Source organism: Synechococcus sp. H55.11 (assembly GCF_047462475.1).
Taxonomy (GTDB): Bacteria; Cyanobacteriota; Cyanobacteriia; order Thermostichales; family Thermostichaceae; genus Thermostichus.
The window spans coordinates 36,208-59,209 of sequence record NZ_JANSJI010000138.1 but is presented as its reverse complement, the minus strand read 5'-3'; the positions used below and the strand labels follow the sequence as shown (position 1 = coordinate 59,209).

Below are 23,002 nucleotides of genomic sequence, written 5' to 3'. Positions count from 1 at the left end.
GGCCTGGGATCCCTCTCTCCGGCGGCCAGGCGTCTGCTGCGCCTCTACCATGGCGGCAGCTTTATCTTTCTGGGCCTGCTGTGGCTGCTGGTCGGGATCCCCAGCCTTTGGGCGCTGCGGGCAGATCTCATCCGCCTGTGGAACCACTTCACCTGGACGGGCCTGCGCTATGCCCTGTTTTACCGGCCCGGCTGGCCTACCTTCGGCCTTTTGCTGTGCGTCAGCTTCACGCTGGGGATCTTGATCGCCCAAAGCCGCTACGAGCTGTTTGGCCTCTATCCCATGGAGCGCCTGATGTTGGAGCGCCAGTCCCGCTGGATTTTGTCTTTGCCCGCCTGGCATCCGCTGCGGCGCTGGCTGGTGCGCACCTTGGATTCCCGCTAGTTGGCCTGGCCGAGAACTGGGATCCCTGACCAGATGTCCCGTCTTGCCATGGCTGCTGTTGCTCCTTGGCTGAGGTCAACGGCTGTCAGCGCCGGTTTGGAGAAGGTTGCAACACACAGCAGAGTAGCCTGGTAGGCAAATGCTTAAGCTTGCTTCCGGGGCAGCAGTAGAGCCCTTTGGGCTCCGCCTGTCCAAGACCCTGTCTTAGGAGGCACTTGTGGCGGCTAGGGATCGTTGCACAATCCGAGATAGACGAGCCTTCCGACGGGCGGCTGTGTTTTTGTGGAGAACCCCTGTTTTGGCCGCTTTGTCGATGCGGCTAAAGGCAGCGCTCATCGCCGCTTGAATCTCCTGCAGGGTTTCCGGTTGGGGGTTGGCGGCGTAAGTAGAGGAGAGAGAGATCACTTTTTTCATCAGCGCGCGCACCATGGCTTTGGTAGCTTTGTTGCGTAGCCGATTTCGCTCGGCAATCTTGACGCGCTTGATGGCAGATTTAATGCGTGGCATGGTCGAGAGGGAAGCTACGGCGGAGATCTAGCATACCATTAGAGTTTGGAGCTCCACCAGTTCCTGCCTCTCCTACGACGGGATCCCCATGTTTCGAGATTGCAGCTCCCTCCTCTTGTTCAACCCGCCTGCCCTTTTCTATGGGGTTGCCGTTTGCGATGTGGATCGGGACGGGGCTTTTGAGCTGTTTGTGTGCGGCTTCCGCGGCCCGAATCGGGTTTTGAAGTGGAACGGCCAGGCGCTGGTGGATCTGGTGGACGATACTCTGGCCGATGCAGGGCGCATGGCCATTGGGGTGGCTGCCGGCGACTTCGACGGCGACGGGCAAGAAGAACTCTATGTTTTGAATACCGATACCTTCGGCGGGCGCAAGCGCTTTGGGGATCGCCTCTTCGACTGGCAGGGATCCCGTTGGGTGGATCTGTTCTCTCTACCCCACAACCAAGATGCCCTCAACTTGACGGCCGGTCGCTCGGTGGCCTGCGTGGATCGCTTTGGCCAGGGGCGGTACGGGTTTTTCGTGGCCAACTACGGCGGCCCCATGCGCCTTTACGAGCTGGGCTCCAACCAGATGATTGCCGATGTGGCACCGGAGGCGGGGGTGAACCGGGTAACGGGCGGGCGGGGGCTGGTGGCCCTGCCCTTGGTCTCGCAGCGGATGGACATGTTTGCCGTCAACGAGCAGGGGCCCAACTTTTTGTTTCGCAACCGCGGGGATGGCACCTTCGAGGAGATTGCCGCCGAGGTGGGGCTGGCGGATCCCGGCGAGCATGGGCGGGGGGTGGCAGCGGTGGATCTGGATGGGGACGGGCGGCTGGACTTGGTCTACGGCAACTGGGAAGGGCCGCATCGCCTCTGGATCCAAACCCCCGGCGGCATCTTCAAGAACGTGGCCCCCCCAGATCTGGCCAGACCCTCCCGCATTCGCACAGTCATTGCTGCCGACTTCGACAACGACGGCTACCCGGAGCTGTTTTTTAACAACATCGGCGAGCCCAACCGCCTGTTTGGCTGGCGCTCCGGCCGCTGGCAGGCCATTGACATTGGAGAGGCTGCCGAGCCGCAGGGATTGGGGACGGGAGCGGCAGTCGCCGATGTGGATGGGGACGGTCGCCTGGAGCTGCTCATTGCCCACGGCGAGTCGGGCGCCCAGCCCCTGAGCTTCTACCGCCCCCTGGCTAATGGCAACAACTGGCTAAGGGTCTTGCCCCTCACCCGCCAAGGATCCCCGGCCCGCGGCGCCCTGGTGCGGCTGATCACCTCTACCCGCACCCAGATCTATCCCATCGATGCCGGCAGCGGCTACCTCTGTCAGATGGAGCCGGTGGCCCACTTTGGCCTGGGATCCGAAACGCTGGTCAAGGAAATCCAGATCCAGTGGCCGGACGGAAAACAGTTGCAGGTGGCTCGCCCGCCGGTCAACCAGCTCCTGCGGATCCCCTATCCTGGCTAGCTCCCCTGAGAGATCTACTCAGCGGAGCCTGAGATCCCTGCCCATTCCGGCTGCACGGGGCGCTGCCAGTGTTCCCACCAGGCCAGCACCTCAGGTGAGCTGCCGTTGGCAGGAGCGGAGAGGGGGGGAGAAGGGGGTGTCAGCCAACTGACAGGCGTGGGGATCAGGCAACTGGGGTGGAGAGGTCGCAAATCGCGGTAGTGGCTGCTGCGGATGGCTAGGATCTCCTGCTGGATGACCTCCAGGGGCTCGCCCAGCTTCAGCAGCACATGGCTGCACAACCCCAGGCTGGCCTCAAATTCCGGGTGGACGACTTCTCGGGCTCCCAACTGATAGAGCTGCTCAATGTCCTCTTCATGGGTGGCCCGCACCACCACATCCAGGTGGGGCGCCAGTTCCAGCGCCCGTTTCAGGCAAAGGCGCATGCTCAGGCGATCCGGCAGGGCGATCACCAGGGCGCGAGCTTGGGACAGACAAGCTTTCTCCAGCACCGGGGCGCTGGCGGCATTGCCGTAGAGATAGGGGATCCCGCGCGAGCGCAACTGTTGGATCACCCGTTCCGACTGGTCAATCACCAAAAGGGGATGGCGACGGGCTTCCAGGATGCGCACGATGTCTTGCCCCACCTGTCCATAGCCGCACACCACCACGTGCCCCTCTTGGGGAGCGTCGGGAGCCAGAGCGCGGGGCTGCTCGCTCCCTTCCAGCCAACGGGCCCAGAAGGGGATCCCTTGTAAGTTTGCCAGCAGTCGCGGCGCGCCCCTGAGCAGAAAGGGAGTGACGAGCAGGGTAACAGCGGTGGTGCTGACGATGAGCAAATAGAGTTGCCGCGACACCAGCCCCAGCGCCTGCCCTTCGCTGGCCAAGACAAAGGAGAACTCGCCGATCTGCGAGAGGCCCAGCCCCACCAACACCGCTGAGGGGAGCGGGTAGCCGAACAGACCGGCCAAAGGGGCCACCAGGCAAAACTTGCCCACCATCACCAGCCCCACTAACCCTAGGATCAAGGGCAGGTGGGCGGCGATAAAGCTGGGATCGATGAGCATGCCAATGGCAGCAAAAAAGAGGGCGGCAAACACATCCCGCAAGGGCTCTACGTAAGCCAGGGTCTGGTCGGCGTATTCCACTTCTGAGATCATCAGCCCGGCGATAAAAGCCCCGATCTCACTGGAAATGCCCAGCCGCTCCGTCAACAGGGCAATCCCCACACAGAGGCTGATCACCCCCAGCAAAAACACTTCTTTGCTCTCCTGCTGCGCCAAAAGCCGCAGGAAAGCGGGCACCAGCCACATCCCGCCCACCACCGCCCCCAGCCCCACCAGGCCGATTTCTGCCAGCGCCTTGGCCAGGGATCCCGCCAGCTCCGGCAAAGGACAATCCAAAGCCGGCAACACCGCCAGCATCAGCCCTACCGCCAGATCCTGCACAATCAAGATCCCCAGCATGGCCTGAGCTTGGGGCGTGCCCATCTGGTTGGTCTCGATGAGGCTTTTGAGCACCACCGCCGTGGAAGACAGAGAGAGCACCGCCCCCAGGAAGATCCCCTGCACCGGCGTCAGCCAGCCGCTGGCCACCGCCAGCACCGCTGTGATCGCGATGGTCAGGCCGATCTGCAAGGCACCGCCGCCAATGGCGATCCCCCGCACCTGGCGCAATTCTTTGAGGGAAAACTCCACCCCCAAAGTAAATAGCAAAAAGGTCACCCCAAACTGGGCCAGGGTTTCCACCTGCACCAACTCCTTGATCCACCCCAGCCCCGCCGGCCCCACCAGGATCCCGGCCAGCAAATACCCCAGTAACACCGGCTGCCTCAACAGGGAGGCCAAAAATCCGCCCGCCGCCGCTGCCGCCAACACCGTCACAATGTCCAAAATCAGGCGAAAGTCTTCCTGCACCGAGACACCCCACCAGGAGTATGAACTTTTGTAGCCGATCCTGAGGATTCTTCCACGATACTGCTTTCTTCGGCCTTGCGGACAGACTGGGCCCAACCCAAAGCGCTGCAAACCGGCTCCCAAAGGGGATGCCGCGTCATTCAGCCTGGGTTGTTGGATAGCTAGAGGGGGAATCAGGAGAAATTTTTGTTAAAAGTTGCTGACAACACCCCAAAACCGTAGCTTATAATACAGAATGTAGACAGAAATCGTTCATCCTTTCGCCTGCCGTTTGGCTCATCGTGGGGCGAGATGGCGGCCAGAGGACGGAAGTAGGGAATTATCCCGAAGGAACGCGCCTCAAACCTTGTGACTGTCCAGGGGACATCCCAGGTCACTTCTCAACTCAGGAAGTGAAGTGGATACAGACCATTACATTTGGAGGCGAAAATCATGGAACTCTCTTACCGTGGCGTTGATTACACCCGCCCTTCTGCCACAGCGGCAGTTTCTCCTGGCAAAGTGGGAGGTCGGTACCGGGGGCTGGACTGGCGGTTCCGCCACCTGAGCAAGCCGGTGGTTTTGCCCACTAACCTGAACCTGCTCTATCGAGGCGTGGCCTATCGTACCGAGGCTGCGGCAGCGCCGGCTCCAGCCGCTCCGGTGATGGCAGCTGCTCCGGAGGCGGGCCGTTCCCATATTCTGGACGAGTTGGCTCGCCGCCTGATGATGGGTCATCAACGCGCGATTCGGATTCGGCAGCAAGCCATGTTGGTGCGCGGCACGGAGCAGGTTGGGCTGCACGTCAATGTGCGCAACTTCTGGAACCGCATCCAAGGAAAGGTGCATCCCACCTTCCGTCTCACCTATGACCGCAGCCGAGTCAGCATGAGCTGACTCACTTGTAGCTGTTGATGCTCTGGCACAAGCCTAAGGATCCCGGCCGGGAGCCTTTTTTTTGGGTGCTGTTGACGATGGGGTAGCCCAGGGGAGTGTGGAAACAGGGATCCCAGTAGGCTGCAGGGGGCAGCCACCCTTGGGTCGAGCGGCTCGTGGTGGGTGGGATGGCTGCTAGGCCCGCCGGAGGGGGTGGGGGGATCCGACCCCCGCTGTCGTTTAGAGGGGCTCCCCGACCATGATCAAAGAGCTGGTGAGGCGTTCCAGGATGCGGGTGGTCGTGTCGCTGAAGGATAGGCTCCCGCTGGGGTTGCGCCGCCGAAAAGAGGGCAACACCACCAGGTCAAACCCTTGGGCCTCCTGCAAGAGGGCTTCGACGACATCGTCGCTGGCCAAGACCTTTACCTGGACAGGGCAGCTCAAGTCCGGCTGTTGGGCCAGGGACAAAAGCTGCGCCTCCAGCCACTGGCGATCGCTTTCGGGGGTGCTGGCGAGGCAGATGTGGAGCAAGGTAACCTCTCCCTGGTTGGCGGCAGCCAAGATCTCGGCTAAGCGCACTGCCCGAGCCGCCTGCGAGCGAAAGTTTTCCAGCGCCACCAGGATCCGCCGCAGCTTGTGAGAGGGCTGGAGCAGGCGCGCCACGGCAACCGGGCAATGGGCGGCCCAGAGGACGCTATTGATGACACTGCCGAAGAGGCGGGCCCGCAAGCGGGTGGGATCGCTCCAGCCCATGACGATGAGGCTGGCGTTCTGCTCACGGCTGGCGTGGTTGATCCCTTGGGCAACGTGACTGTCGATGCGGCTGAGGGGGGTAACTTCTACTCCCGAGGCCTGACAAAACTCCACTGCCCGCCGCAGCAGATCCTCGCCGTGTTCTAGAGAGTCCTGCAGCAAGGGAGAGTCCATGTGCAGGTGGCCGGTCGCCACTGCGAGGGGAACCACCCGCCCGCCCTCGTGCTTGGCCAGGAGGCAGGCCATCTCCAGCAGGTTTTCCTCGGTTTCGGGATTGGCCAGCGGCACCACGACCACGTAGGGCGGGGAAGGCGGCGCTGCAGAGGCGGGAGCGACCCCTGCGGCAGATGGAAGCCGACCCTGTTCCTCCTCCATAGCCATTTGCGTGGCCGCCCGACTGGTCAAAATTGGGCCCAGGGTGGCCGTAACCAACATCAACACCACCACGCTGTTGAGCACCTCTGCATTGAGCAACCCCACGCGGTACCCCACCAGGGTTGCCGCCAAGGTGGCCGCCACCTGGGGTAAGGAAAGCGACCACATCATCAACTTTTGCGCCGGGGTGTAGTGGTAGAGCCACTGACAGAGTTGGGCGGCAGCGTATTTGCTCAGGGTCAACCCCAGCAGGATACTCAACATCAGCCAAAGGGAGCTGAGGGTTTGTAGAAAGGCGCGCAGGTCGAGCAACAGCCCTATATCCACAAAGAAGACGGGGATGAACAAGATGCTGCCGACAAAGACGATCTTTTCTTTGACAGAGCCCTCCCGCAGCACATCGTTCACGGCTAGCCCCGCCAGAAAGGCGCCGATGATCTTCTCTACCCCAATCCATTGCGCCCCCAGAGCCGCCACAAACAGAGCCAGCAGCACAAACAAAAATTGGTTGCCCTCTTCGCTGCCGGTTACACGAAAAAACCGCTGCCCCAGCCAGTCCACCCCAAACAGCACCGCAGCCGCATAGAGCAGCAGGGATCCCAGCAGCCGCACCAAGCTCCAGAGGGAAAACTCGCCGCCGTGGATGCCGACGCAGACCGCCAAGACCAGCAGCGCGGCAATGTCGGTGAAGATGGTGCCGCCGATGGTGACCAGCACCACCTCGTTTTTCACCAGGCCATAGCGGCTGACAATGGGGTAGCCCAGGGGAGTGTGGGAGGCAAACAGGGATCCCAGCAGGATGGCGGCGTTCCAGCCGAAGCCAAATAGCCGCCCAATGGCAGTGCCCACGGTTAGAGGGATGGCAAAGGTCAACACGCCAAAGGTGGCGGAGCGGTTGCGGGTCTGCCGAAATTGCTCCAGGTCGATCTCCAGCCCGGCCACAAACAGCAGGTAGACCACGCCGATATCCGAGAGCAACTGCACCGTCGGCAGCTTTGAGCTCAGCAGGTTCAGCCCCTGCGGCCCCAGGGCGATCCCCGCCGCCAAAAGGCCCACCAGCCCCGGCAGGCGCAGCCGCTCAAAGAGCAGCGGCACCACCAGGATCACCCCCAGCAGTAGAGCAAACGAGAGGATAGGCTCCTCTTGCAAAAGTGAGCGTATGGCCTCCATCGGCCAGGCCCCTGGCTGGACGTCTCCCTAATTATGGAAGCAATCCTCCCAACTAGCCACGGGGAGACCTCGCCCGCCTCAACCCTCCCTTTCCAGGCTGGGAAAGTCCCTGCTGGCGATCCCGACTTCAGCAGCTTGGGATCCCCCCCATTCCCAGAACTGGGCGAGCCTTAGAGAAACTGGTGGCTTTCCGGCTGCAACACCACCTCGTTGGGCACGGCATTGGCGGGCAGCGTGAGGATAAAGCGAATGGCCTCGGCAGCCGTGGCAGGGCTGAGCATTTTGTCCCGCTGCACCTTGAGGCTGATGGGATCCCAGAAGGGTGAGTCAATGCCGCCAAAGTAAAACAGGGTAAAGCGCACCCCAAAGCGCTTCAGCTCATCGGCCATGCACTTGCTAAAGCCGACCACGCCAAATTTGGCGGCACAGTAAGCTGCAGCCATAGCCATAGGGTGACGCCCAAGAATGCCGGGGAAGTTGAGGATGTGGCCGGATTTTTGCTCCCGCATGGCGTTGGCCGCCAGTTGGCTGGTGTAGAAGCTGCCCTTGAGGTTGACCGCCAGCATCTGCTCCAGGTCGGCAGGGGTAATTTGCGGGGCAGGCTTGAGGATCCCAGCCCCCGCCAGGTTGATCAACACGTCGATCCGCCCGTGCCTTTGTAGGGTTTGGTTGACAAGGGCCTCGACCTGGCTGTAGTCCGTCACATCGGCAGGGATCCCCAGCCCGGAGGCAGCCCCCAGGGACACCGCTTTCTCCGCCAAGGTGGAAAGGGGATCCTCTCGCCGCGCCGCCAGCACCAGATGGGCTCCGGCCTGGGCCAACAGAGGCACAAGGGCGCTGCCAATACCCCCTGTGGCCCCTGTAACAAGAACAACCGCCTGGGACAATGAGGAAGACACGTTACGTTTTTTAAACTCTTTCTCTCATCATACCCAGGGAGTGGCCTTGAGGGAGGATCCGGAGGGCTAAACGCGACGCAGCCGCAGTCTTTGCACCCATTCTTCCCCGAAGCGCAGCCGGTCTGCCATTTTTTCTGGACTCACCTGTTGGTCATCCCGCCAAACGATAAGCTGCGGCCCGGATCCCTCGGCACAACAAGGAGCATGTTGCTCCAAAAAGCTAAGAAAACTAGGATCGAAGCGCAGGCGAACCTTGGCCTCATCTTCTCCGCGCAAGAGGTATTTGCGGGAAAACCGAGGGTGGCTCTCGAAGTTGATATCTTGCATGCCAAAGGCTTTGGCGATGTCGTGAAACAGGGGAATATTCGGATGTAGCCGAAAGTGAGGTAGCCGCAGATCTTCGCAATAGGCCCAGAAAACAGACTGGGGATGAGTGCCGCGACTCTTGCCCCAGACAATCCTGCGACTCTTGCCCCTGCCGCTGTGGTACTTATAGGTGTACTGATAGTCAAAGGCACCGATCTCACTTCCATCGATTAGCCGCTTGGACATTGAGTTGTAGAAACGTCGATCGTAGCCTTGTTCAAATAGTTCAAAGCCTGCCTGAAGCAAGCGGGAGCGGATCCCTTCGGGTAGCTCCGCTGAAAACGACATGCCCAGGCTCCTGGCCACCTGCTCCAAAGCTTCCCGACGCTTCTTCTCTAGATAGTCAGCTAGATAGACAACAAGCGCCAGAAGGCCGATAAGAAAAAACGAGAACAGAACAAAAATAAGCCATTCCATTGCAAACCCTCCCTCCAACCTCTAGACTTCGGCGCTCACACCCAGAATACCTGGGCAGGCGCAAAAAAAGGGGATCCCCACGGCAAAAGAAGGGATCCCGTTCCAAAACCTCATTCGAGAACGAATGTTTTGGATGAAAACCTCGATCAGGCGTCAAAATAGAGTGCGAACTCGTAGGGGTGAGGCCGCAGGTTGATGGGGTTGATCTCGTTGTCGATCTTGTACTCGATATAGGTCTGGATGAGATCTTCGCTAAAGACACCTCCCTCCAGCAGGAAGTCATGATCCTTCTGCAGGTTCTCCAAAGCGTCCAACAGGGATCCAGGTGTGGAGGGGATCTTGGCCAGCTCGTCCGGCTCCAGATCGTAGATATCCTTGTCGAGGGGCTCGCCGGGGTGGATCTTGTTTTTGATCCCGTCTAGGCCGGCCATCAACATGGCCGAGAAGGCGATGTAGGGGTTGCAGGTGGCATCTGGGCAGCGGAACTCCAGACGCTTGGCTTTGGGATTGTTGCCGGTCACCGGAATGCGAATGGAAGCCGAGCGGTTGCCCTGCGAGTAGGCCAAGTTGACTGGCGCCTCAAACCCGGGCACCAAGCGTTTGTAGGAGTTGGTGGTGGGGTTGGTGAAAGCCAAGATCGCCGGAGCATGCTTGAGCAGGCCGCCGATGTAGTAGAGAGCTGTCTCGCTCAGGTTGGCGTAGGTGCCTTCGCTGTAGAACAAGGGCTGACCATCCTTCCAGAGGGACTGGTGGGTGTGCATGCCGGTGCCGTTGTCGTTAAACAGGGGCTTGGGCATAAACGTCACCGTCTTGCCGTGCTTGCGGGCCACGTTCCGGATCACATATTTGTAGACCATCATGTAGTCGGCAGCGGTGACCAGATCGGCGAAGCGATAGCCCAACTCCCCTTGCCCGCCGGTCGCCACCTCGTGGTGATGCTTCTCGATGGGCACCCCCAATTTGCCCATGGTCAGCAGCATCTCTGTGCGGATATTTTGGTGCGCATCGGTGGGCGGAACGGGGAAATAGCCCTCCTTGTAGCGAGGCTTGTAGCCGAGGTTGCCACCTTTCTCCTCACGGCCTGAGTTCCAGCGACCTTCAATGGAATCCACAAAGTAGTAGGCCGAGTTTTGAGTTTGGTCGAAACGAATATCCTCAAAAATGAAAAATTCCGCCTCCGGCCCGAAGTAGGCGGTATCGGCAATGCCTGTCGATCGCAGATAGGCGACGGCACGGGCAGCAAGGCTGCGGGGACAGCGGCTGTAAGGCTGGCCAGTGCGCGGCTCAACGATGCTGCAAGTCATGCTGAGGGTGGGCACCTCGAGAAAGGGATCGATCCAGGCCGTCTTGGGATCCGGCACCATGTACATGTCCGACTCGTTGATTGCTTTCCAGCCCCGGATGCTGGATCCATCGAAGGGGAGCCCCTCGGTGAAGGTTTCTTCCTTAATCATCGAGGTGTGGAAGGAGACATGCTGCCAGGTGCCGAAGATATCGACAAACTTGAGATCCACCATCTGGACATTGTTGTCCTGGATCATCTGAAGCACTTCTTGGGGCGTGGATGCCATCGCTCTCTCCTGATTGGGTTGCAGTTAAGACTGGGGAAATTGTGGCTGAAACAAATGGGATCCCAGCGGATGATCCCCGCGCCTCGACTTGGATGGGCCAAAAGCGCTCACCCATCCTAGAAAGGCCAACACCGGCATTTTGTAGCTTCTGATACAAAACTGGCCCGGCTCTGGCCTTCTGCCCAACTGATGAGACAACCTGGGCAAGACCTCTTGCCGCCAGCTCAGGATTAGGCCCGCCAGCAGTCCACACCTGCGTTCTAGATAGGCCAATGCCTCGGCTGCCCCAAGGGAGCGAAAATAGGACTGACGAGCCCCAGCCTCGCCCAGTTCGCCGAATCGTGTTAGGCTAAAGCGTAGTCATTATGAGTTTGATGTAATATCCCTGTTGCAGAAGGAGAGAGAGCGGATGACAGAGCAAAGTCGGATTGAGAATGTGGTGATTATCGGTTCTGGCCCTGCTGGGTTTACGGCGGCCATTTACGCCGGGCGCGCCAACCTGAAGCCAGTTGTGTTTGAGGGCTTCCAGGCGGGCGGGATCCCGGGTGGGCAACTGATGACCACCACCGAGGTGGAGAACTTTCCGGGCTTTCCCGAGGGCATCAGCGGCCCCCAACTGATGAAAAACATGCGCGCTCAAGCGCAGCGGTGGGGGGCGGAGCTCTACCCCGAGGATGTCACCTTTGTGGATCTGAGCCAGCGGCCTTTTGTCGTCCGTTCTGACGAGCGGGAAGTGCGCACCCACAGCTTGATCATCGCCACCGGGGCCACGGCCAAGCGCCTGCACCTGCCCGGGGAGGAGACCTACTGGAACCGCGGCATGTCCGCCTGCGCCGTCTGCGATGGGGCCATGCCCATGTTCAAGGGGGTGGAGTTGGTGGTGATCGGCGGTGGCGATACCGCCTGTGAGGAGGCCACCTACCTGACCAAGTTTGGATCCCATATCCACATGCTGGTGCGCAGTGGCAAGATGCGGGCCAGCAAGGCCATGCAAGACCGGGTGCTCAACCACCCCAAGATTACGGTGCACTGGCACACCGAGGCGGTGGAAGTCCTGGGCGACGGCCAGCGCCTGACCGGGGTGAAGGTGCGCAACAACCAGACGGGCGAGATCCGGGAGATGGCGGTGGGCGGCCTGTTCTACGCCATCGGCCACAAGCCCAACACTGACTTGTTCACGGGGCAACTGGAGCTGGATGAAGTGGGCTACATTGTCACCCGCCCAGGATCGGTAGCCACCAGTGTAGAGGGCGTGTTTGCCGCCGGGGATGTGCAGGATCACGAGTTTCGCCAGGCCATCACCGCTGCCGGCACCGGCTGTATGGCGGCCATGTTAGCGGAGCGCTGGCTCTCGGAACACGGCCTGGCTCAGGAGTATCACGTCTTGCCCCAGAGCCATCCTAAACCCAGCTCTGCTGCCGCCCCGCCTGAGGCAGAGTTGGCGGAGGAATCTGCGGTTGAGGAAGCCAGCTTTGCGGAGAACGGCCACGAGGATCTGGATTTCAGCAAGACCTGCCATGAAGGGAGCTATGCCCTGCGGCGGCTCTACCACGAAAGCAATCGCCTGCTGATGGTCAAGTACACCGCTCCCACCTGTGCCCCTTGTCATGCCCTCAGGCCAATCTTGAACAAGGTCATCGAAGAGTTTGCCGACAAGCTGCACGTGGTGGAGATCGACATCGAGAAGGATCCGGAGATTGCCGAGGCAGGCGGGGTAGCTTGCACGCCGACGGTGCAGTTTTTCAAAAACAAGGAGCTGGTGGCGCAGGTGGTGGGCGTTAAGCCCAAGTCCCACTACCGAGAGGTGATCCAGGCCAATTTGTCTGAAGCAAGATCAGCTTGAGGTAGTCCCCCTCACCCCCAGCCCCTCTCCCCGAGGGAGCTGCCCTCACCCCCGGCCCCTCTCCCTTGGGGACGCCCTCACCCCCAGCCCCTCTCCCCAAGGGAGAGGGGAGCTAGGTGTTGTGGTAGGCGGCCTGCAGGGCGGCCAAAGAGACCGACAACAGGGGATCCCCTTCTGCCGTCGTCAAGGCCAAGGGATCGGCAGGGGATCCCACTTGTCCCAGCAGTTGCCACTGGCCGGGGAGCTGTGACTCTAAGTAGGCTTCCCAAGGAGAGCGCTGGGCTGGATTGACAGAAACGAGGATGCGGCTGGATCCCTCGCCAAACAGGGCCTGATCCCAGCGCAGGGATCCGGGAGCCAGAGAGACACTGGCGCCGCGGCCCCCGCTGAGGCAGGCTTCCGCCAGAGCCACGGCCAGTCCTCCCTCGCTACAGTCGTGGGCGGAGCGCACCCACCCCTGCCGGATGCCGTGGCGGCAGGCGGCTTGCACGCGCTTTTCCAGTTCCAGATCCACGGGGGCAGGCCGACCCGTGACCTTGTTGTAGATTGCCGCCAAATACTCGCTGCCGCCCAGACTGGTAACAGCCTGGGATCCCAAGAGGTAGATGAGATCCCTTTCTTGCTGCCACCCCTGGCCACAGACCAACTTCAAGTCTGGAAGGAGACCGACCATGCCGATAACGGGGGTAGGGTAGATGGCCTGGGATCCCTTCTCGTTGTAGAGGGAAACGTTCCCCCCTGTTACCGGTGTCCCTAGGGCACGGCAGGCCTCCCCAATCCCCCGACAGGCCAGGGCCAACTGCCAGTACACCACCGGGTTTTCCGGGTTGCCGAAGTTGAGGTTGTCGGTTACAGCCAAGGGCTCCGCCCCCACGCAGGAAAGGTTGCGGGCGGCTTCGGCCACCGCGGCTTTGGCCCCCTCGTAGGGATCCAAATACACCCAGCGGCCATTGCCATCTAGGGTGGCAGCAATGGCCTTGCGGGCAGCCTGCAGGAGTGGCACCTCGCCGACGCCAAACTTTTGCGAGCGGATGCGGATAACCGCTGCATCTCCCTGTCCCGGCCAAAGGACAGTGTTGTTTTGCACCTGGTGGTCATATTGGCGATAGATCCAGGCTTTGCTGGCCAGGGTGGGGCGGGCCAAAAGCCGCAGCAGCACCTCTTGCCACGTCAGGGTTGCCTGATCGAGGTGGATCCCTTCGCGAGTGCAGGGGGGTAGGGTGGCGGGATCCCACTGCCACGCTGCCTGGACGTACTCCGGTGGCTCTGGCAACAGCGGGCGGACGTAGACGGGGGTCTCTTCGGCCAAGGCCCGCGCCGGCACTTGCACCACGCAGGATCCGCGGTGCCAGATCTCCACCAGCGGCTCGGCAATGACTTCTCCGGCCACGCTGGCCTGCAGGCCCCAGCGGTGGAAGATCTCCATCACCTCCGCTTCGCGACCTTTTTGCACCACCAGCAGCATCCGCTCCTGGGACTCCGAAAGCAGGTACTCCCAGGCGGCCATGCCGCTTTCCCGCGCCGGCACCCGGTCGAGATCAAAGCGGATCCCTACGCCTCCCTTGGCGGCCATCTCCGCCGTGGAGCAGGTGATCCCGGCCGCTCCCATGTCCTGGGCGGCCACCACGGCTCCCGTGGCAAAGGCCTCCAGGCAAGCCTCGATGAGACATTTGCCCAGAAAGGGATCCCCCACCTGCACCGCCGGCCGATCCTGCTGGGAGTCCTCCTTGAGCTCGGCGCTGGCAAAGCTGGCCCCGCGGATCCCGTCCCGCCCCGTGGGGGCGCCCACGTACAAGACCGGATTCCCCACCCCCCGAGCTGCCGATTTCACCACCGCCGGCGTCTCCAGCAGCCCCAGAGCCATGACGTTGACCAGGGGGTTGCCACTGTAGCAGGGATCCACGGCCACTTCCCCCCCCACCGTGGGCACCCCCACGCAGTTGCCGTAGTGGGCGATCCCCTCCACCACCCTGGCCATGAGGCGGCGGTTGCGGGGATCCGTCAGCGGCCCAAAGCGCAGGGAGTTGAGCAGGGCAATGGGGCGGGCGCCCAGGGTAAAGATATCGCGCAGGATGCCTCCCACGCCGGTGGCCGCTCCCTGGAAGGGCTCAACCGCTGAAGGATGGTTGTGGGATTCAATCTTAAAGGCCAGCCAGTCCCCATCCCCCAAATCTATGACGCCGGCATTTTCCCCCGGCCCCACCACCACCCGCTCGCCCGTAGTGGGAAAGTTTTTCAGCAGAGGGCGAGAGTTCTTGTAGCAGCAGTGCTCCGACCACATCACCCCAAACATGCCCAGCTCGGTGGGGTTGGGATCCCGGCCCAGTTGCTGCTGGATCTGGTGATATTCCTGGGGGGAGAGGCCGTGGAGCGTCAGCTCTTCAGGAGTAGGGGGCATAGGCACCAAGGTTAAGTCAACAGGGCGGGCCCCAAAAGGCGGGCCTGGCGTTCTTCCAGTATGCGACGCAGGCGGGGCCACTGCTGCAGCTGTGGGTCTTGGGCAATGAGCTGCTCTGCTGCCTGGCGGGCCAACTGCAGCACCTCTTGGTCATCCATGAGGCTGGCCAGAGCAAAATCGGGCAGCCCCGACTGGCGGGTGCCCATCACCTCCCCAGGGCCGCGGAAGCGCAGATCCATCTCGGCAATGAAAAAGCCATCGTGGGACTGCTCCAGGACTTTTAGCCGGCGCAGGGCCTCTTCGCTTTGGGATCCCGTCATTAAAATGCAGTAGGCCTGGTCGGATCCCCGCCCCACCCGCCCCCGCAGTTGGTGGAGCTGGGAGAGGCCAAAGCGCTCGGCATGCTCCACCAGCATCACCGAGGCGTTGGGCACATCCACCCCCACCTCGACCACCGTGGTGGAAACCAAGATATCCAGCTCCCGCCGGCGGAAAGCTTCTATGACGGCGTCCTTCTCGCTGCTGGTCAGACGCCCGTGCAGCAGGCCCACCCGGAACTGGGGGAAGACCTTCTCCTGCAGGCGCTGGTGCTCTTCAATGGCGGACTTGAGATCCAGCTTCTCAGACTCTTCAATCAAAGGCAGCACCACGTAGGCCTGCCGCCCCTGGGCAATCTCCCGCTCCATCAGCCGCACCACCTGCAGGCGATCCCCCGGTCGAGCCACCACCGTGTGCACCGGCTTGCGCCCCGGGGGCAACTCGTCAATTTGGGTAACATCCAGATCCCCGTGCAGGGCCAGGGTAAGGGTGCGGGGGATGGGGGTGGCCGTCATGGTCAGGACATCGGGGTGATCCCCTTTCTGTTGCAGGGCAGCCCGCTGTTCGACGCCAAAGCGGTGCTGCTCGTCGATAACCACCAAGCCCAGGTTGCGAAACTGCACCGCCGGCTGGATGAGGGCATGGGTGCCAACCACTAGGGGCAGCTCCCCGGTCTGCAACTGCCGCAGGATCTCGCGCCGCTTGGCGGGGGGTGTGGAGCCGGTCAAGAGTTCAACGGGCACTTGCAGTTGGCTGAGCCACTCCACCAGCTTGCGGTAGTGCTGCTCGGCCAAGACCTCCGTGGGAGCCATGAGGGCCGTCTGCCAGCCCGACTGGATGGCCGCCAGCAAAGCCGCCACCGCCACCACAGTTTTGCCGGATCCCACATCCCCCTGCAGCAGGCGGTTCATGGGCAAGGGATCCCGCAGATCCGCCAGGATCTCGTCGATGGCCCGCTGCTGGGCAGCGGTCAGCTGGAAGGGCAGGATTTGGTAGAAGCGGTCCAAGAGCTCCCCTCTAGCTGGCTGGTAGCGGGGGACAGCCTGGGCCTGGGCGCGGTAGCGCTGCCGCCGCTGCAAGAGGCTAAGTTGCAGGTAGAAAAACTCGTCGAACACCAGCCGCCGCCGGGCCTGGGCCAGCAGCTCTTGCGTCTTGGGAAAGTGGATCTGCTGCAGGGCAAGGGGCAAGTCCAACAGCTGCAACTGCCGCTTCAGGTGCTCCGGCAAGGGATCCTCCACCAAGGCGGCTGCCGGCAGGGCAAGCTGGATGGCTTTGCGCACCAGATCGGCGGGGATCCCTTCTGAGAGGGGGTAAACGGGTAGGATCTTGCCCAACCTCTCCAGATCCTCGCCCTCTCCCCCCAGCACCTCCAGTTGGGGGTTCTCCAGTGTCAAGCCCAAGCGGCCCTTTTTCACCAGACCGCTGGCCGCCACCACTGCCCCCTTGGGGTATTGCCGCTCCAGGGCCGCCTGCCAACTGCGCTGGGCAAATTGCCGCCCGCTGTAGAAGCGGCTGAGGGTGACTACGCCGCTTTTGTCGGCAAGCTTGAGGTTGAAGATGGTCAGCAAGGGGTTTTTGGGGCTGGTAAAGCAACTGCAGCTTTTCACCGTCCCCACCAGGGTAACCGTCTCCCCCACCTTGGCCTGGCGGATGAGCACGCGGCGGGAATAGTCCAGGTGATCCCGTGGGAAGTAGTAGAGGGCATCGCGCACAGTGTGCAGGCCCAGTTGCGCCAGTTTCTCCGCCGACTTGGGGCCAATGCCCTTGAGAAATTGCAGCGGCTGCTCCAAACTAAGGCCCTTGGGCAGGGGCAAAGCAGGGCTGGGTGGAGCAGAGTGGGCTTGTTCTTGCTGGCGACGCAGCCGCTCCAGCCAGCGGCGGGTTTCCGCCACCAGGTGCTGCCGCTCCGGCAGCTCTAGCTGGGGGTAGAGGCGATAGCGGGATCCCAGTTCTTTCCACCGCCGTCGCTCTTCCCCATCCAGGATCCAGCCAGCGGGGGGATCCTGGCCAAACACGCTCTGCAAAAATTGGGAGAAGGTCTGCTCTCGCCCCCGCAGGTCGGTAAACCCCACCTCCGCTTCCAGAGAAAGGGCGCGCTGAACCCGCTGTAGATCCACCTGGCTCAAGTTGCTTCTGGGTTGGCTGCCGGTAGTATCCTTTATCCAACTTTAGCCAATGGCAAAGCGTCCCAGGCGCAGCCCCTGGGCCTCAACTCAAAAGGGCCTGCTCTATAGGACAGGCCCCCGGATCCAGAGCAACCTTATTCTTCCAGATGGAAACTAGCTGCGGGCCAGGGCGGATCCCAGCAGCACGGCCATCACTGCCGGCACCAGGGCAATGGCCAGGATGGTGAAAACTTGCGCGTCGGTCATAGCCAACTCCTAAAACCCAGTGCTGTAAACCTGCCCCTCACTTTACCCCGGCTGGTGACCAGACCTGGGGCCCAAAAACATTCTTTACAAAGCGGCCTTTGGTTCTGCGCTTAGCCGCTGCGGGATCCCCTGGCCTGTGTTACGATGTTGCTTCGCAACGCTGTTGCGACCGCAGGGTAATTCTGGCCTTTTTTTCTTTGCAACGTTTGCTCTTGGCGTCACCATGGTAGCCGCCCCCCACAGCCTAACCACTCCCCGGGACAACCTGGCCATTTTGGCCGAAACGGATCCCATCGTCTACCGCCTCATCCAGCAAGAACTCAACCGCCAGCGGGATCACCTGGAGATGATTGCCAGCGAGAACTTCACCTCGCCGGCCGTCCTGGCGGCGCAGGGCTCGGTGCTTACCAACAAGTATGCAGAGGGGCTGCCCGGCAAGCGCTACTACGGCGGCTGCGAATTTATCGACGAGATCGAACAACTGGCCATCGACCGCGCCAAGCAACTGTTTGGGGCGGCCCACGCCAATGTCCAGCCCCACTCCGGTGCCCAGGCCAATTTCGCGGTTTTCTTGGCTCTGCTGCAGCCAGGAGACACGATCATGGGCATGGATCTGGCCCACGGCGGCCACCTCACCCACGGCTCGCCAGTTAATGTCTCCGGCAAGTGGTTCCGCGTGGTGCACTATGGCGTGGATCCGCAGACGGAGCGGATTGATTTTGACCAGGTGCGGGATCTGGCCCTGCAGCACCGGCCTAAGCTGATTATCTGCGGCTACTCCGCCTACCCGCGGACAATTGATTTTGCTGCCTTCCGCGCCATTGCCGATGAGGTGGGGGCCTATCTGATGGCAGACATTGCCCACATTGCTGGCCTGGTGGCCACTGGGCACCACCCCAACCCCGTGCCCCTCTGCGATGTGGTAACCACCACCACCCACAAGACGCTGCGGGGGCCGCGCGGGGGGCTGATTCTCACCCGCGACCCGGAATTGGGCAAAAAGCTGGACAAGGCGGTGTTCCCCGGCAGCCAAGGGGGGCCTTTGGAGCATGTCATTGCCGGCAAGGCAGTGGCCTTTGGAGAAGCCCTGCAGCCCAGCTTTGCCCAGTACTCCGCCCAGGTCATTGCCAATGCTCAGGCACTGGCAGCAACGCTGCAACGACGGGGCATCCGGCTGGTTTCGGGGGGCACCGACAACCACCTGATGTTGCTGGATCTGCGCTCGGTCTCGGCAGTGCTGGAGAAAAACGGAGCGGCGGATCCGGTGATGACGGGCAAGCGGGCGGATCGCCTGATGGAAGAGATCCACATTACTGCCAACAAAAACACCATCCCCTTTGACCCGCAGCCGCCCTTTGTGGCCAGCGGCCTGCGCCTGGGATCCCCGGCCCTGACCACCCGCGGCCTGGGCGCAGCAGAATTTGAGGAAATTGGGGGAATTATTGCCGATTGCCTGTTTCAACCGGGGGATCTGGCTGTGCTCGAAGACTGTCGCCGGCGAGTGGCCCAGCTCTGCCGCCGTTTTCCGCTCTACCCCCAGTTGGGATAACCGCAGTCCTCTCCGCGGCTTGCCATGCCCTACTTGGTTGCCTTTCTCGCTGCTGCCTGTGTGGTTCTGTGGGCAACCCCAATGGTGAAGGCGGTCGGGATCCGCAGCGGCCAGTTGGATTTTCCCGATGAGCGTAAGATCCACCGGCAGCCGATGGTGCGCCTGGGGGGAGTTTCCATCTTTTTCGGCAACCTGGTGGCGCTGCTCTTGCTCTGGGGAGCAGGGGCGTTCGCGGGGCTGCGCACCGAGCAAGAGTACGAGATCTGGGGGGTGACGATCGGCGGCGTTTTGTTTTTTTTGATTGGCCTGGCCGACGATCTGTTTCAGTTGTCGCCCTTTTCCCGCCTGGCGATGCAGTTTGGGGTGGCTGCCGCCGCCTGGGGAGTGGGGGTGCGCATCGAGTTCATTAATCTACCGGGGATCGGCATCTGGCCCTTCCCGGTGTGGCTGAGCCTGCTGATTACCCTGCTGTGGCTGGTGGGGATGGCCAACGCCATCAACTTCATGGACGGCCTGGATGGCTTGGCGGCAGGCGTGTCGGGGATCGCGGCGGTGGTGATGCTGATGGTAACGCTGCTCCTGGATCGGCCGGCGGCGGCCATGCTGGCGGCAGCCTTGGCAGGGGCCTGCCTGGGCTTTTTGCGCTACAACTTCAACCCGGCTCAGATCTTCATGGGAGATGGGGGAGCCTACTTTTTGGGCTTTACCCTGGCCGGGATCGGGGTCATTGGGGTGGCCAAGGGGGTGACCACGCTGGCGGTGGCCCTGCCGTTTTTTATCCTCGCCGTGCCAATCCTGGATATGTCTGCCGTCATCCTCAAGCGGCTGGCCAGGGGCAAGTCCCCCTTTCATCCCGACAAGGGCCACTTGCACCATCGCCTGCTCAAAGCCGGCCTGTCGCAGCGGCATTCAGTGCTCTTGATCTACGCCATGACCCTTTGGGGGGGATCCCTGGCCTTGGCCTTGGCCGGCCTGCCGGCAGGGGGCACCTACCTGGGCGGCGCCTCGCTGCTGTTGGCGGGAGTAAGCTGGGGGGCCTGGCAACGCCAGCGTCGGCGGCAACGGTCTTCTGAGGATGCAGAGGTTCAAGCAGCAGATCCAATTAACTCAAAAAAGGATTAAGCCCAGCTTGTTCCCAGCCGCCCGCCTGCCTAGACTGGAAGGTATCTCCTCTGCCGCCTTGATGATGCGTCCTACACCGGAGCTGGCGGCCCTTTTGCGCCGCACCGCCGATCGCCTACAGGCCCAGCACTGGGGCTTTTGGGATCGCGAGTACTGCTGGCGGGATAGTACCCGCTGCAATTGCGGCTTGCTGGTGCGGGAAGCCCTGGGCTGGAATCAGCAGCAGCTTAGCCTGCGCATCCACCGCGGCACCTGGCGCTCCATTGCCCAAACGGCCTACCGCACTGCTGCCTTTGTCCTGAGGGATCCCTGGGAAGCCCAGTGTGAGACCACGGGCCTGCGGCTGGGATATGTGTTCGAGAAGATGGCAGAGCTGGGGTTTGACCGGCCGGAAGACTTTGCCGCCCTGGAAGAGCTGAGCGATCCGGTTATCTTGGCCCGCCTGGCTGCAAAAGGGGTGGAGCCGCTGCGGCGCGACCAGGCAATTCATGTGGCCCTCTACATGCGGGAGCTGGCCGACTGGATTGAGGAACAACTGCAGGCGCAAGCTCAGCTCAGCCACCTGACCCAACCTCTGCCCAAAGCCAAAGCACCAGAGGTGGGCGTCCGCCAGCCGCTACACCTGCGGTGAGGTTGCCTACAAAGCGCTCTGGTGCCCTCATCCCCAGCCCCTCTCCCAAAGGGAGAGGGGAGATGGGAAGCATAGCAAGGCCGTCGCCCTGCTATCTGCAGCCCAAGATGAGGGGTGTAGAACCGCGCATCCAGGCCCAACTTCCTGCCCACAGGGATCCAGAAGAATTTCCTCGTTCTGTTTGGGAGTTCAGTTGGATTCGTCCACCATCACCACATGGGTGGGGATCTCAGGGGGCAGGAGCTTGCGGCCCGACAAGAAAGCCAGCTCGATCAAGAAGGCAAACCCCCCCACCTCAGCCCCGCTCTGGGCCACCAATTGGGCGGTGGCAGCGGCGGTGCCCCCGGTGGCGATGACATCATCTACGATCACCACTCGGTTGCCGGGGCGCAGGGCGTGGGCATGAAGTTGCAACTGGTCTTGGCCGTATTCCAGGCTGTAGATTTGGCTGAGCACCGGCGGCGGCAACTTGCCCGGCTTGCGAACCGGGACAAATCCCAAACCCAGATGCTGAGCCAAGGCAGCTCCTAAAATAAAGCCGCGCGACTCGATGCCCACCACATAGTCCAGGGATCCCATGGCAGCGGTGCCGGCGGCCAATTGTTCAATAGCAGCCCGGAAGCCTGCTGGATCCTGCAGCAGGGGGGTTATGTCGCGAAAGAGGATCCCGGGTTTGGGAAAATCGGGCACCAAGCGGATGAAGGCGCGCAAATCCATCCTGTTTTCCTCGTTGGCCAGTGGCTTGCCGAAAGGGCGCTCCAAGCAACCCATCATACCTGCTTAGCTTAAGGGCAGATGGGATCCCTTTTTGTCCGTTCGGCAGCGGGGAAGATTTTTTATAATTGGCAGGGCTGGGAGCCGCGGCTTACCTGGTCTTTCTGTTCCTGACCTCGGAGACTTCTCATGCGCTATTACATGGCCATCGACTCCAATCCCCTGGCAAGTTTGCCGCTGGCTCTGTTTGGGGTGGGCAGTGAGTCGGCTTACGTCGATCTGCTGCAGGACAAGTTAATTGTCCGGGCGGGCAACCTGTTCAACGAAACCTTCTCCCTGAGTGAGTTGGGACAAGGGGAGCGCTTCTCTTGGCCCTGGTTCTACGGCCTGGGCGTGCGTACCGATTTCCAGGGGCTGGTGGGCGCGGTAACCAGCACCCAGGGGGTGGTTGCCATCCCGCTGCTGCAGGAAAAGACCCTCTTCATCCCTCTGCTGGGGCCGCTGGGTCTGCAAGTACCCTGCAAAAAGCTGGTCTTCAGCCTCAAGGATCCAGACACGTTCCTGGCTAACTTCAATCAGGGTCGCCCCGAGGTGAACGCCGGCCCGAAAAATCTGGTGATTGAGTGAGTAAGGGATCCCCCAGACGGCGACGGGTCAAGGGCCTACAGGAGTTGGGGTAGCGCGCCCAGAGGCGACACGGCTTATGCGACGCAAGCCCGGCAAGCCAGGGTCCACCACCACCACACTGCCATCCGGTAAGACCACCAAGCCGGCAGGCTGCTGGAAGCGGGCCGCCGAGGTGGGGCCGTCCTGCCAACCAGGCTCATTCTGTCCGGCCAGGGTGGAAACTTGTCCCCCAGGCTGAAGCCGCCGAATGCGCTGGTTATCTCGGTCGGCCAGCCAGAGGACGCCTGAACTATCGAAGGCCAGCCCGGCGAGAGAGCGAAAACGGGATTCCGCCAGGGGGCCATCGCGGTAGCCCGCCTCTGGATCCGATTGGGTGGTCAGTTGTCCGGCAACAGACAACAGGCGCAGGCGATGCTGATCGGCAATCCAGAGATTCCCTTCCCTGTCCACCGCCAGGGCCGTGGGCTGCAGGAGCTGGGCCCGCTCTGCCGGGCCATCGGCGGATCCCGGCTGGCCGGTGCCGGCAACCGTGGCCACCTCACCTGCAGGGGTGATGCGGCGGATGCGGCGGTCGGCACGGTCGGCCACGTAAACGCTACCATCTGAACCCAAGGCCAGGCCAAAGGGCTCGCGAAACTGCGCCTGGTCACGCTCCCCATCGCGGTAGCCGGCTACACAAGTGCCGGCAAAGGTGGTTACCTGCCGCTGAGGGCTGATGTGGCGTAGGCAGTGGTTGCCGCTGTCGGCCACCCACAATCCCCCTTTGGGATCCCAGAGCAGCCC

The 23,002-nt window shown here is 61.9% G+C and carries 18 protein-coding genes, 1 pseudogene and 1 riboswitch; of the genes and pseudogenes, 8 read left to right on the top strand and 11 right to left on the bottom strand.

Annotation, left to right across the window (positions count from 1 at the left end; genetic code table 11):
* On the top strand, positions 1-384 hold a 384-nt coding region (locus tag NW853_RS06070; protein ID WP_414334927.1), incomplete at its 5' end, for a hypothetical protein.
* Between the two features lie 204 nt (positions 385-588).
* Here the strand turns inward: NW853_RS06070 and rpsT are convergent.
* Positions 589-891, bottom strand: a complete 303-nt coding sequence (gene rpsT, locus NW853_RS06065) for a 30S ribosomal protein S20 (RefSeq protein WP_414334928.1) — start codon at positions 889-891, stop codon at positions 589-591.
* Between the two features lie 88 nt (positions 892-979).
* Between rpsT and NW853_RS06060 the strand changes: the two genes are divergently transcribed.
* Positions 980-2,344 carry a CRTAC1 family protein gene (locus NW853_RS06060; protein ID WP_414338732.1) on the top strand — a complete coding sequence of 455 codons (1,365 nt, stop codon included), beginning with the start codon at positions 980-982 and terminating at the stop codon, positions 2,342-2,344.
* 14 nt (positions 2,345-2,358) lie between these two features.
* On the opposite strand, the gene NW853_RS06055 is transcribed toward NW853_RS06060, so the two are convergent.
* Positions 2,359-4,239, bottom strand: a complete 1,881-nt coding sequence (locus NW853_RS06055) for a cation:proton antiporter (RefSeq protein ID WP_414334930.1) — start codon at positions 4,237-4,239, stop codon at positions 2,359-2,361.
* A gap of 247 nt (positions 4,240-4,486) precedes the next feature.
* Positions 4,487-4,578: riboswitch (Glutamine riboswitch) on the top strand.
* A gap of 93 nt (positions 4,579-4,671) precedes the next feature.
* On the opposite strand from NW853_RS06055, the gene NW853_RS06050 reads away from it, so the two are divergent.
* Complete coding sequence (locus NW853_RS06050; protein WP_414348340.1) at positions 4,672-5,115, top strand: DUF4278 domain-containing protein; 444 nt, start codon at positions 4,672-4,674, stop codon at positions 5,113-5,115.
* A 219-nt stretch (positions 5,116-5,334) separates the two neighbouring features.
* Here NW853_RS06050 and NW853_RS06045 read toward each other — a convergent pair whose 3' ends face one another.
* From NW853_RS06045 to glnA, 4 genes are all read right to left on the bottom strand, one after another.
* Positions 5,335-7,392: a cation:proton antiporter gene (locus tag NW853_RS06045; protein ID WP_414348338.1), complete on the bottom strand. Its 2,058-nt coding sequence runs from the start codon at positions 7,390-7,392 to the stop codon at positions 5,335-5,337.
* Positions 7,393-7,562: 170 nt separating this feature from the next.
* A complete protein-coding gene (locus NW853_RS06040; protein ID WP_414348335.1) occupies positions 7,563-8,291 on the bottom strand; it encodes an SDR family oxidoreductase in 729 nt (242 codons plus the stop codon).
* Positions 8,292-8,357: 66 nt separating this feature from the next.
* Positions 8,358-9,074, bottom strand: a complete 717-nt coding sequence (locus tag NW853_RS06035; protein WP_414348333.1) for a hypothetical protein — start codon at positions 9,072-9,074, stop codon at positions 8,358-8,360.
* A gap of 146 nt (positions 9,075-9,220) precedes the next feature.
* Positions 9,221-10,645 (bottom strand): type I glutamate--ammonia ligase, encoded by a 1,425-nt coding sequence (glnA, locus tag NW853_RS06030; protein ID WP_414348330.1) that lies wholly within the window; start codon positions 10,643-10,645, stop codon positions 9,221-9,223.
* A gap of 409 nt (positions 10,646-11,054) precedes the next feature.
* Here glnA and trxB point away from each other — a divergent pair, with 409 nt between their 5' ends.
* Entirely contained in the window at positions 11,055-12,488 is a 1,434-nt protein-coding gene (gene trxB / locus NW853_RS06025) for a thioredoxin-disulfide reductase (RefSeq protein WP_414332955.1), read from the top strand.
* A 112-nt stretch (positions 12,489-12,600) separates the two neighbouring features.
* On the opposite strand, the gene purL is transcribed toward trxB, so the two are convergent.
* From purL to psaM, 3 genes are all read right to left on the bottom strand, one after another.
* A complete protein-coding gene (gene purL / locus NW853_RS06020) occupies positions 12,601-14,886 on the bottom strand; it encodes a phosphoribosylformylglycinamidine synthase subunit PurL (RefSeq protein ID WP_414348327.1) in 2,286 nt (761 codons plus the stop codon).
* A gap of 11 nt (positions 14,887-14,897) precedes the next feature.
* The gene (recG, locus tag NW853_RS06015; RefSeq protein ID WP_414333035.1) at positions 14,898-17,321 is read right to left on the bottom strand and encodes an ATP-dependent DNA helicase RecG; all 2,424 of its coding nucleotides are present in this window, start codon (positions 17,319-17,321) and stop codon (positions 14,898-14,900) included.
* Positions 17,322-17,483: 162 nt separating this feature from the next.
* Complete coding sequence (gene psaM, locus NW853_RS06010) at positions 17,484-17,576, bottom strand: photosystem I reaction center subunit XII (protein ID WP_414332959.1); 93 nt, start codon at positions 17,574-17,576, stop codon at positions 17,484-17,486.
* 223 nt (positions 17,577-17,799) lie between these two features.
* Here psaM and glyA point away from each other — a divergent pair, with 223 nt between their 5' ends.
* The 3 genes from glyA to NW853_RS05995 all read left to right on the top strand — a co-directional run bounded on the left by glyA (position 17,800) and on the right by NW853_RS05995 (position 20,878).
* Positions 17,800-19,125, top strand: a complete 1,326-nt coding sequence (gene glyA, locus NW853_RS06005) for a serine hydroxymethyltransferase (RefSeq protein ID WP_414348324.1) — start codon at positions 17,800-17,802, stop codon at positions 19,123-19,125.
* Positions 19,126-19,149: 24 nt separating this feature from the next.
* Complete coding sequence (locus NW853_RS06000) at positions 19,150-20,247, top strand: glycosyltransferase family 4 protein (RefSeq protein WP_414332963.1); 1,098 nt, start codon at positions 19,150-19,152, stop codon at positions 20,245-20,247.
* Positions 20,248-20,308: 61 nt separating this feature from the next.
* Positions 20,309-20,878: a hypothetical protein gene (locus NW853_RS05995; RefSeq protein WP_414348322.1), complete on the top strand. Its 570-nt coding sequence runs from the start codon at positions 20,309-20,311 to the stop codon at positions 20,876-20,878.
* A gap of 189 nt (positions 20,879-21,067) precedes the next feature.
* Here NW853_RS05995 and NW853_RS05990 read toward each other — a convergent pair whose 3' ends face one another.
* On the bottom strand, positions 21,068-21,595 hold the full coding sequence (locus NW853_RS05990; RefSeq protein ID WP_414348319.1) for an adenine phosphoribosyltransferase: 528 nt from the start codon (positions 21,593-21,595) through the stop codon (positions 21,068-21,070).
* Between the two features lie 186 nt (positions 21,596-21,781).
* Here NW853_RS05990 and NW853_RS05985 point away from each other — a divergent pair, with 186 nt between their 5' ends.
* Positions 21,782-22,219 (top strand): hypothetical protein, encoded by a 438-nt coding sequence (locus NW853_RS05985; protein WP_414332969.1) that lies wholly within the window; start codon positions 21,782-21,784, stop codon positions 22,217-22,219.
* 27 nt (positions 22,220-22,246) lie between these two features.
* Here the strand turns inward: NW853_RS05985 and NW853_RS05980 are convergent.
* Positions 22,247-23,002, bottom strand: a pseudogene (locus NW853_RS05980) (hypothetical protein); the annotation flags it as partial.

What these genes read in the sequence shown, in the direction of transcription:
- rpsT (WP_414334928.1), bottom strand. Translation starts at nt 891, where the DNA reads ATGCCACGCATTAAATCTGCCATCAAGCGCGTCAAGATTGCCGAGCGA.
- NW853_RS06060 (WP_414338732.1), top strand. Translation starts at nt 980, where the DNA reads ATGTTTCGAGATTGCAGCTCCCTCCTCTTGTTCAACCCGCCTGCCCTT.
- NW853_RS06050 (WP_414348340.1), top strand. Translation starts at nt 4,672, where the DNA reads ATGGAACTCTCTTACCGTGGCGTTGATTACACCCGCCCTTCTGCCACA.
- NW853_RS06045 (WP_414348338.1), bottom strand. Translation starts at nt 7,392, where the DNA reads ATGGAGGCCATACGCTCACTTTTGCAAGAGGAGCCTATCCTCTCGTTT.
- NW853_RS06035 (WP_414348333.1), bottom strand. Translation starts at nt 9,074, where the DNA reads ATGGAATGGCTTATTTTTGTTCTGTTCTCGTTTTTTCTTATCGGCCTT.
- glnA (WP_414348330.1), bottom strand. Translation starts at nt 10,645, where the DNA reads ATGGCATCCACGCCCCAAGAAGTGCTTCAGATGATCCAGGACAACAAT.
- trxB (WP_414332955.1), top strand. Translation starts at nt 11,055, where the DNA reads ATGACAGAGCAAAGTCGGATTGAGAATGTGGTGATTATCGGTTCTGGC.
- purL (WP_414348327.1), bottom strand. Translation starts at nt 14,886, where the DNA reads ATGCCCCCTACTCCTGAAGAGCTGACGCTCCACGGCCTCTCCCCCCAG.
- psaM (WP_414332959.1), bottom strand. Translation starts at nt 17,576, where the DNA reads ATGACCGACGCGCAAGTTTTCACCATCCTGGCCATTGCCCTGGTGCCG.
- glyA (WP_414348324.1), top strand. Translation starts at nt 17,800, where the DNA reads ATGGTAGCCGCCCCCCACAGCCTAACCACTCCCCGGGACAACCTGGCC.
- NW853_RS06000 (WP_414332963.1), top strand. Translation starts at nt 19,150, where the DNA reads ATGCCCTACTTGGTTGCCTTTCTCGCTGCTGCCTGTGTGGTTCTGTGG.
- NW853_RS05995 (WP_414348322.1), top strand. Translation starts at nt 20,309, where the DNA reads ATGATGCGTCCTACACCGGAGCTGGCGGCCCTTTTGCGCCGCACCGCC.
- NW853_RS05990 (WP_414348319.1), bottom strand. Translation starts at nt 21,595, where the DNA reads ATGGATTTGCGCGCCTTCATCCGCTTGGTGCCCGATTTTCCCAAACCC.
- NW853_RS05985 (WP_414332969.1), top strand. Translation starts at nt 21,782, where the DNA reads ATGCGCTATTACATGGCCATCGACTCCAATCCCCTGGCAAGTTTGCCG.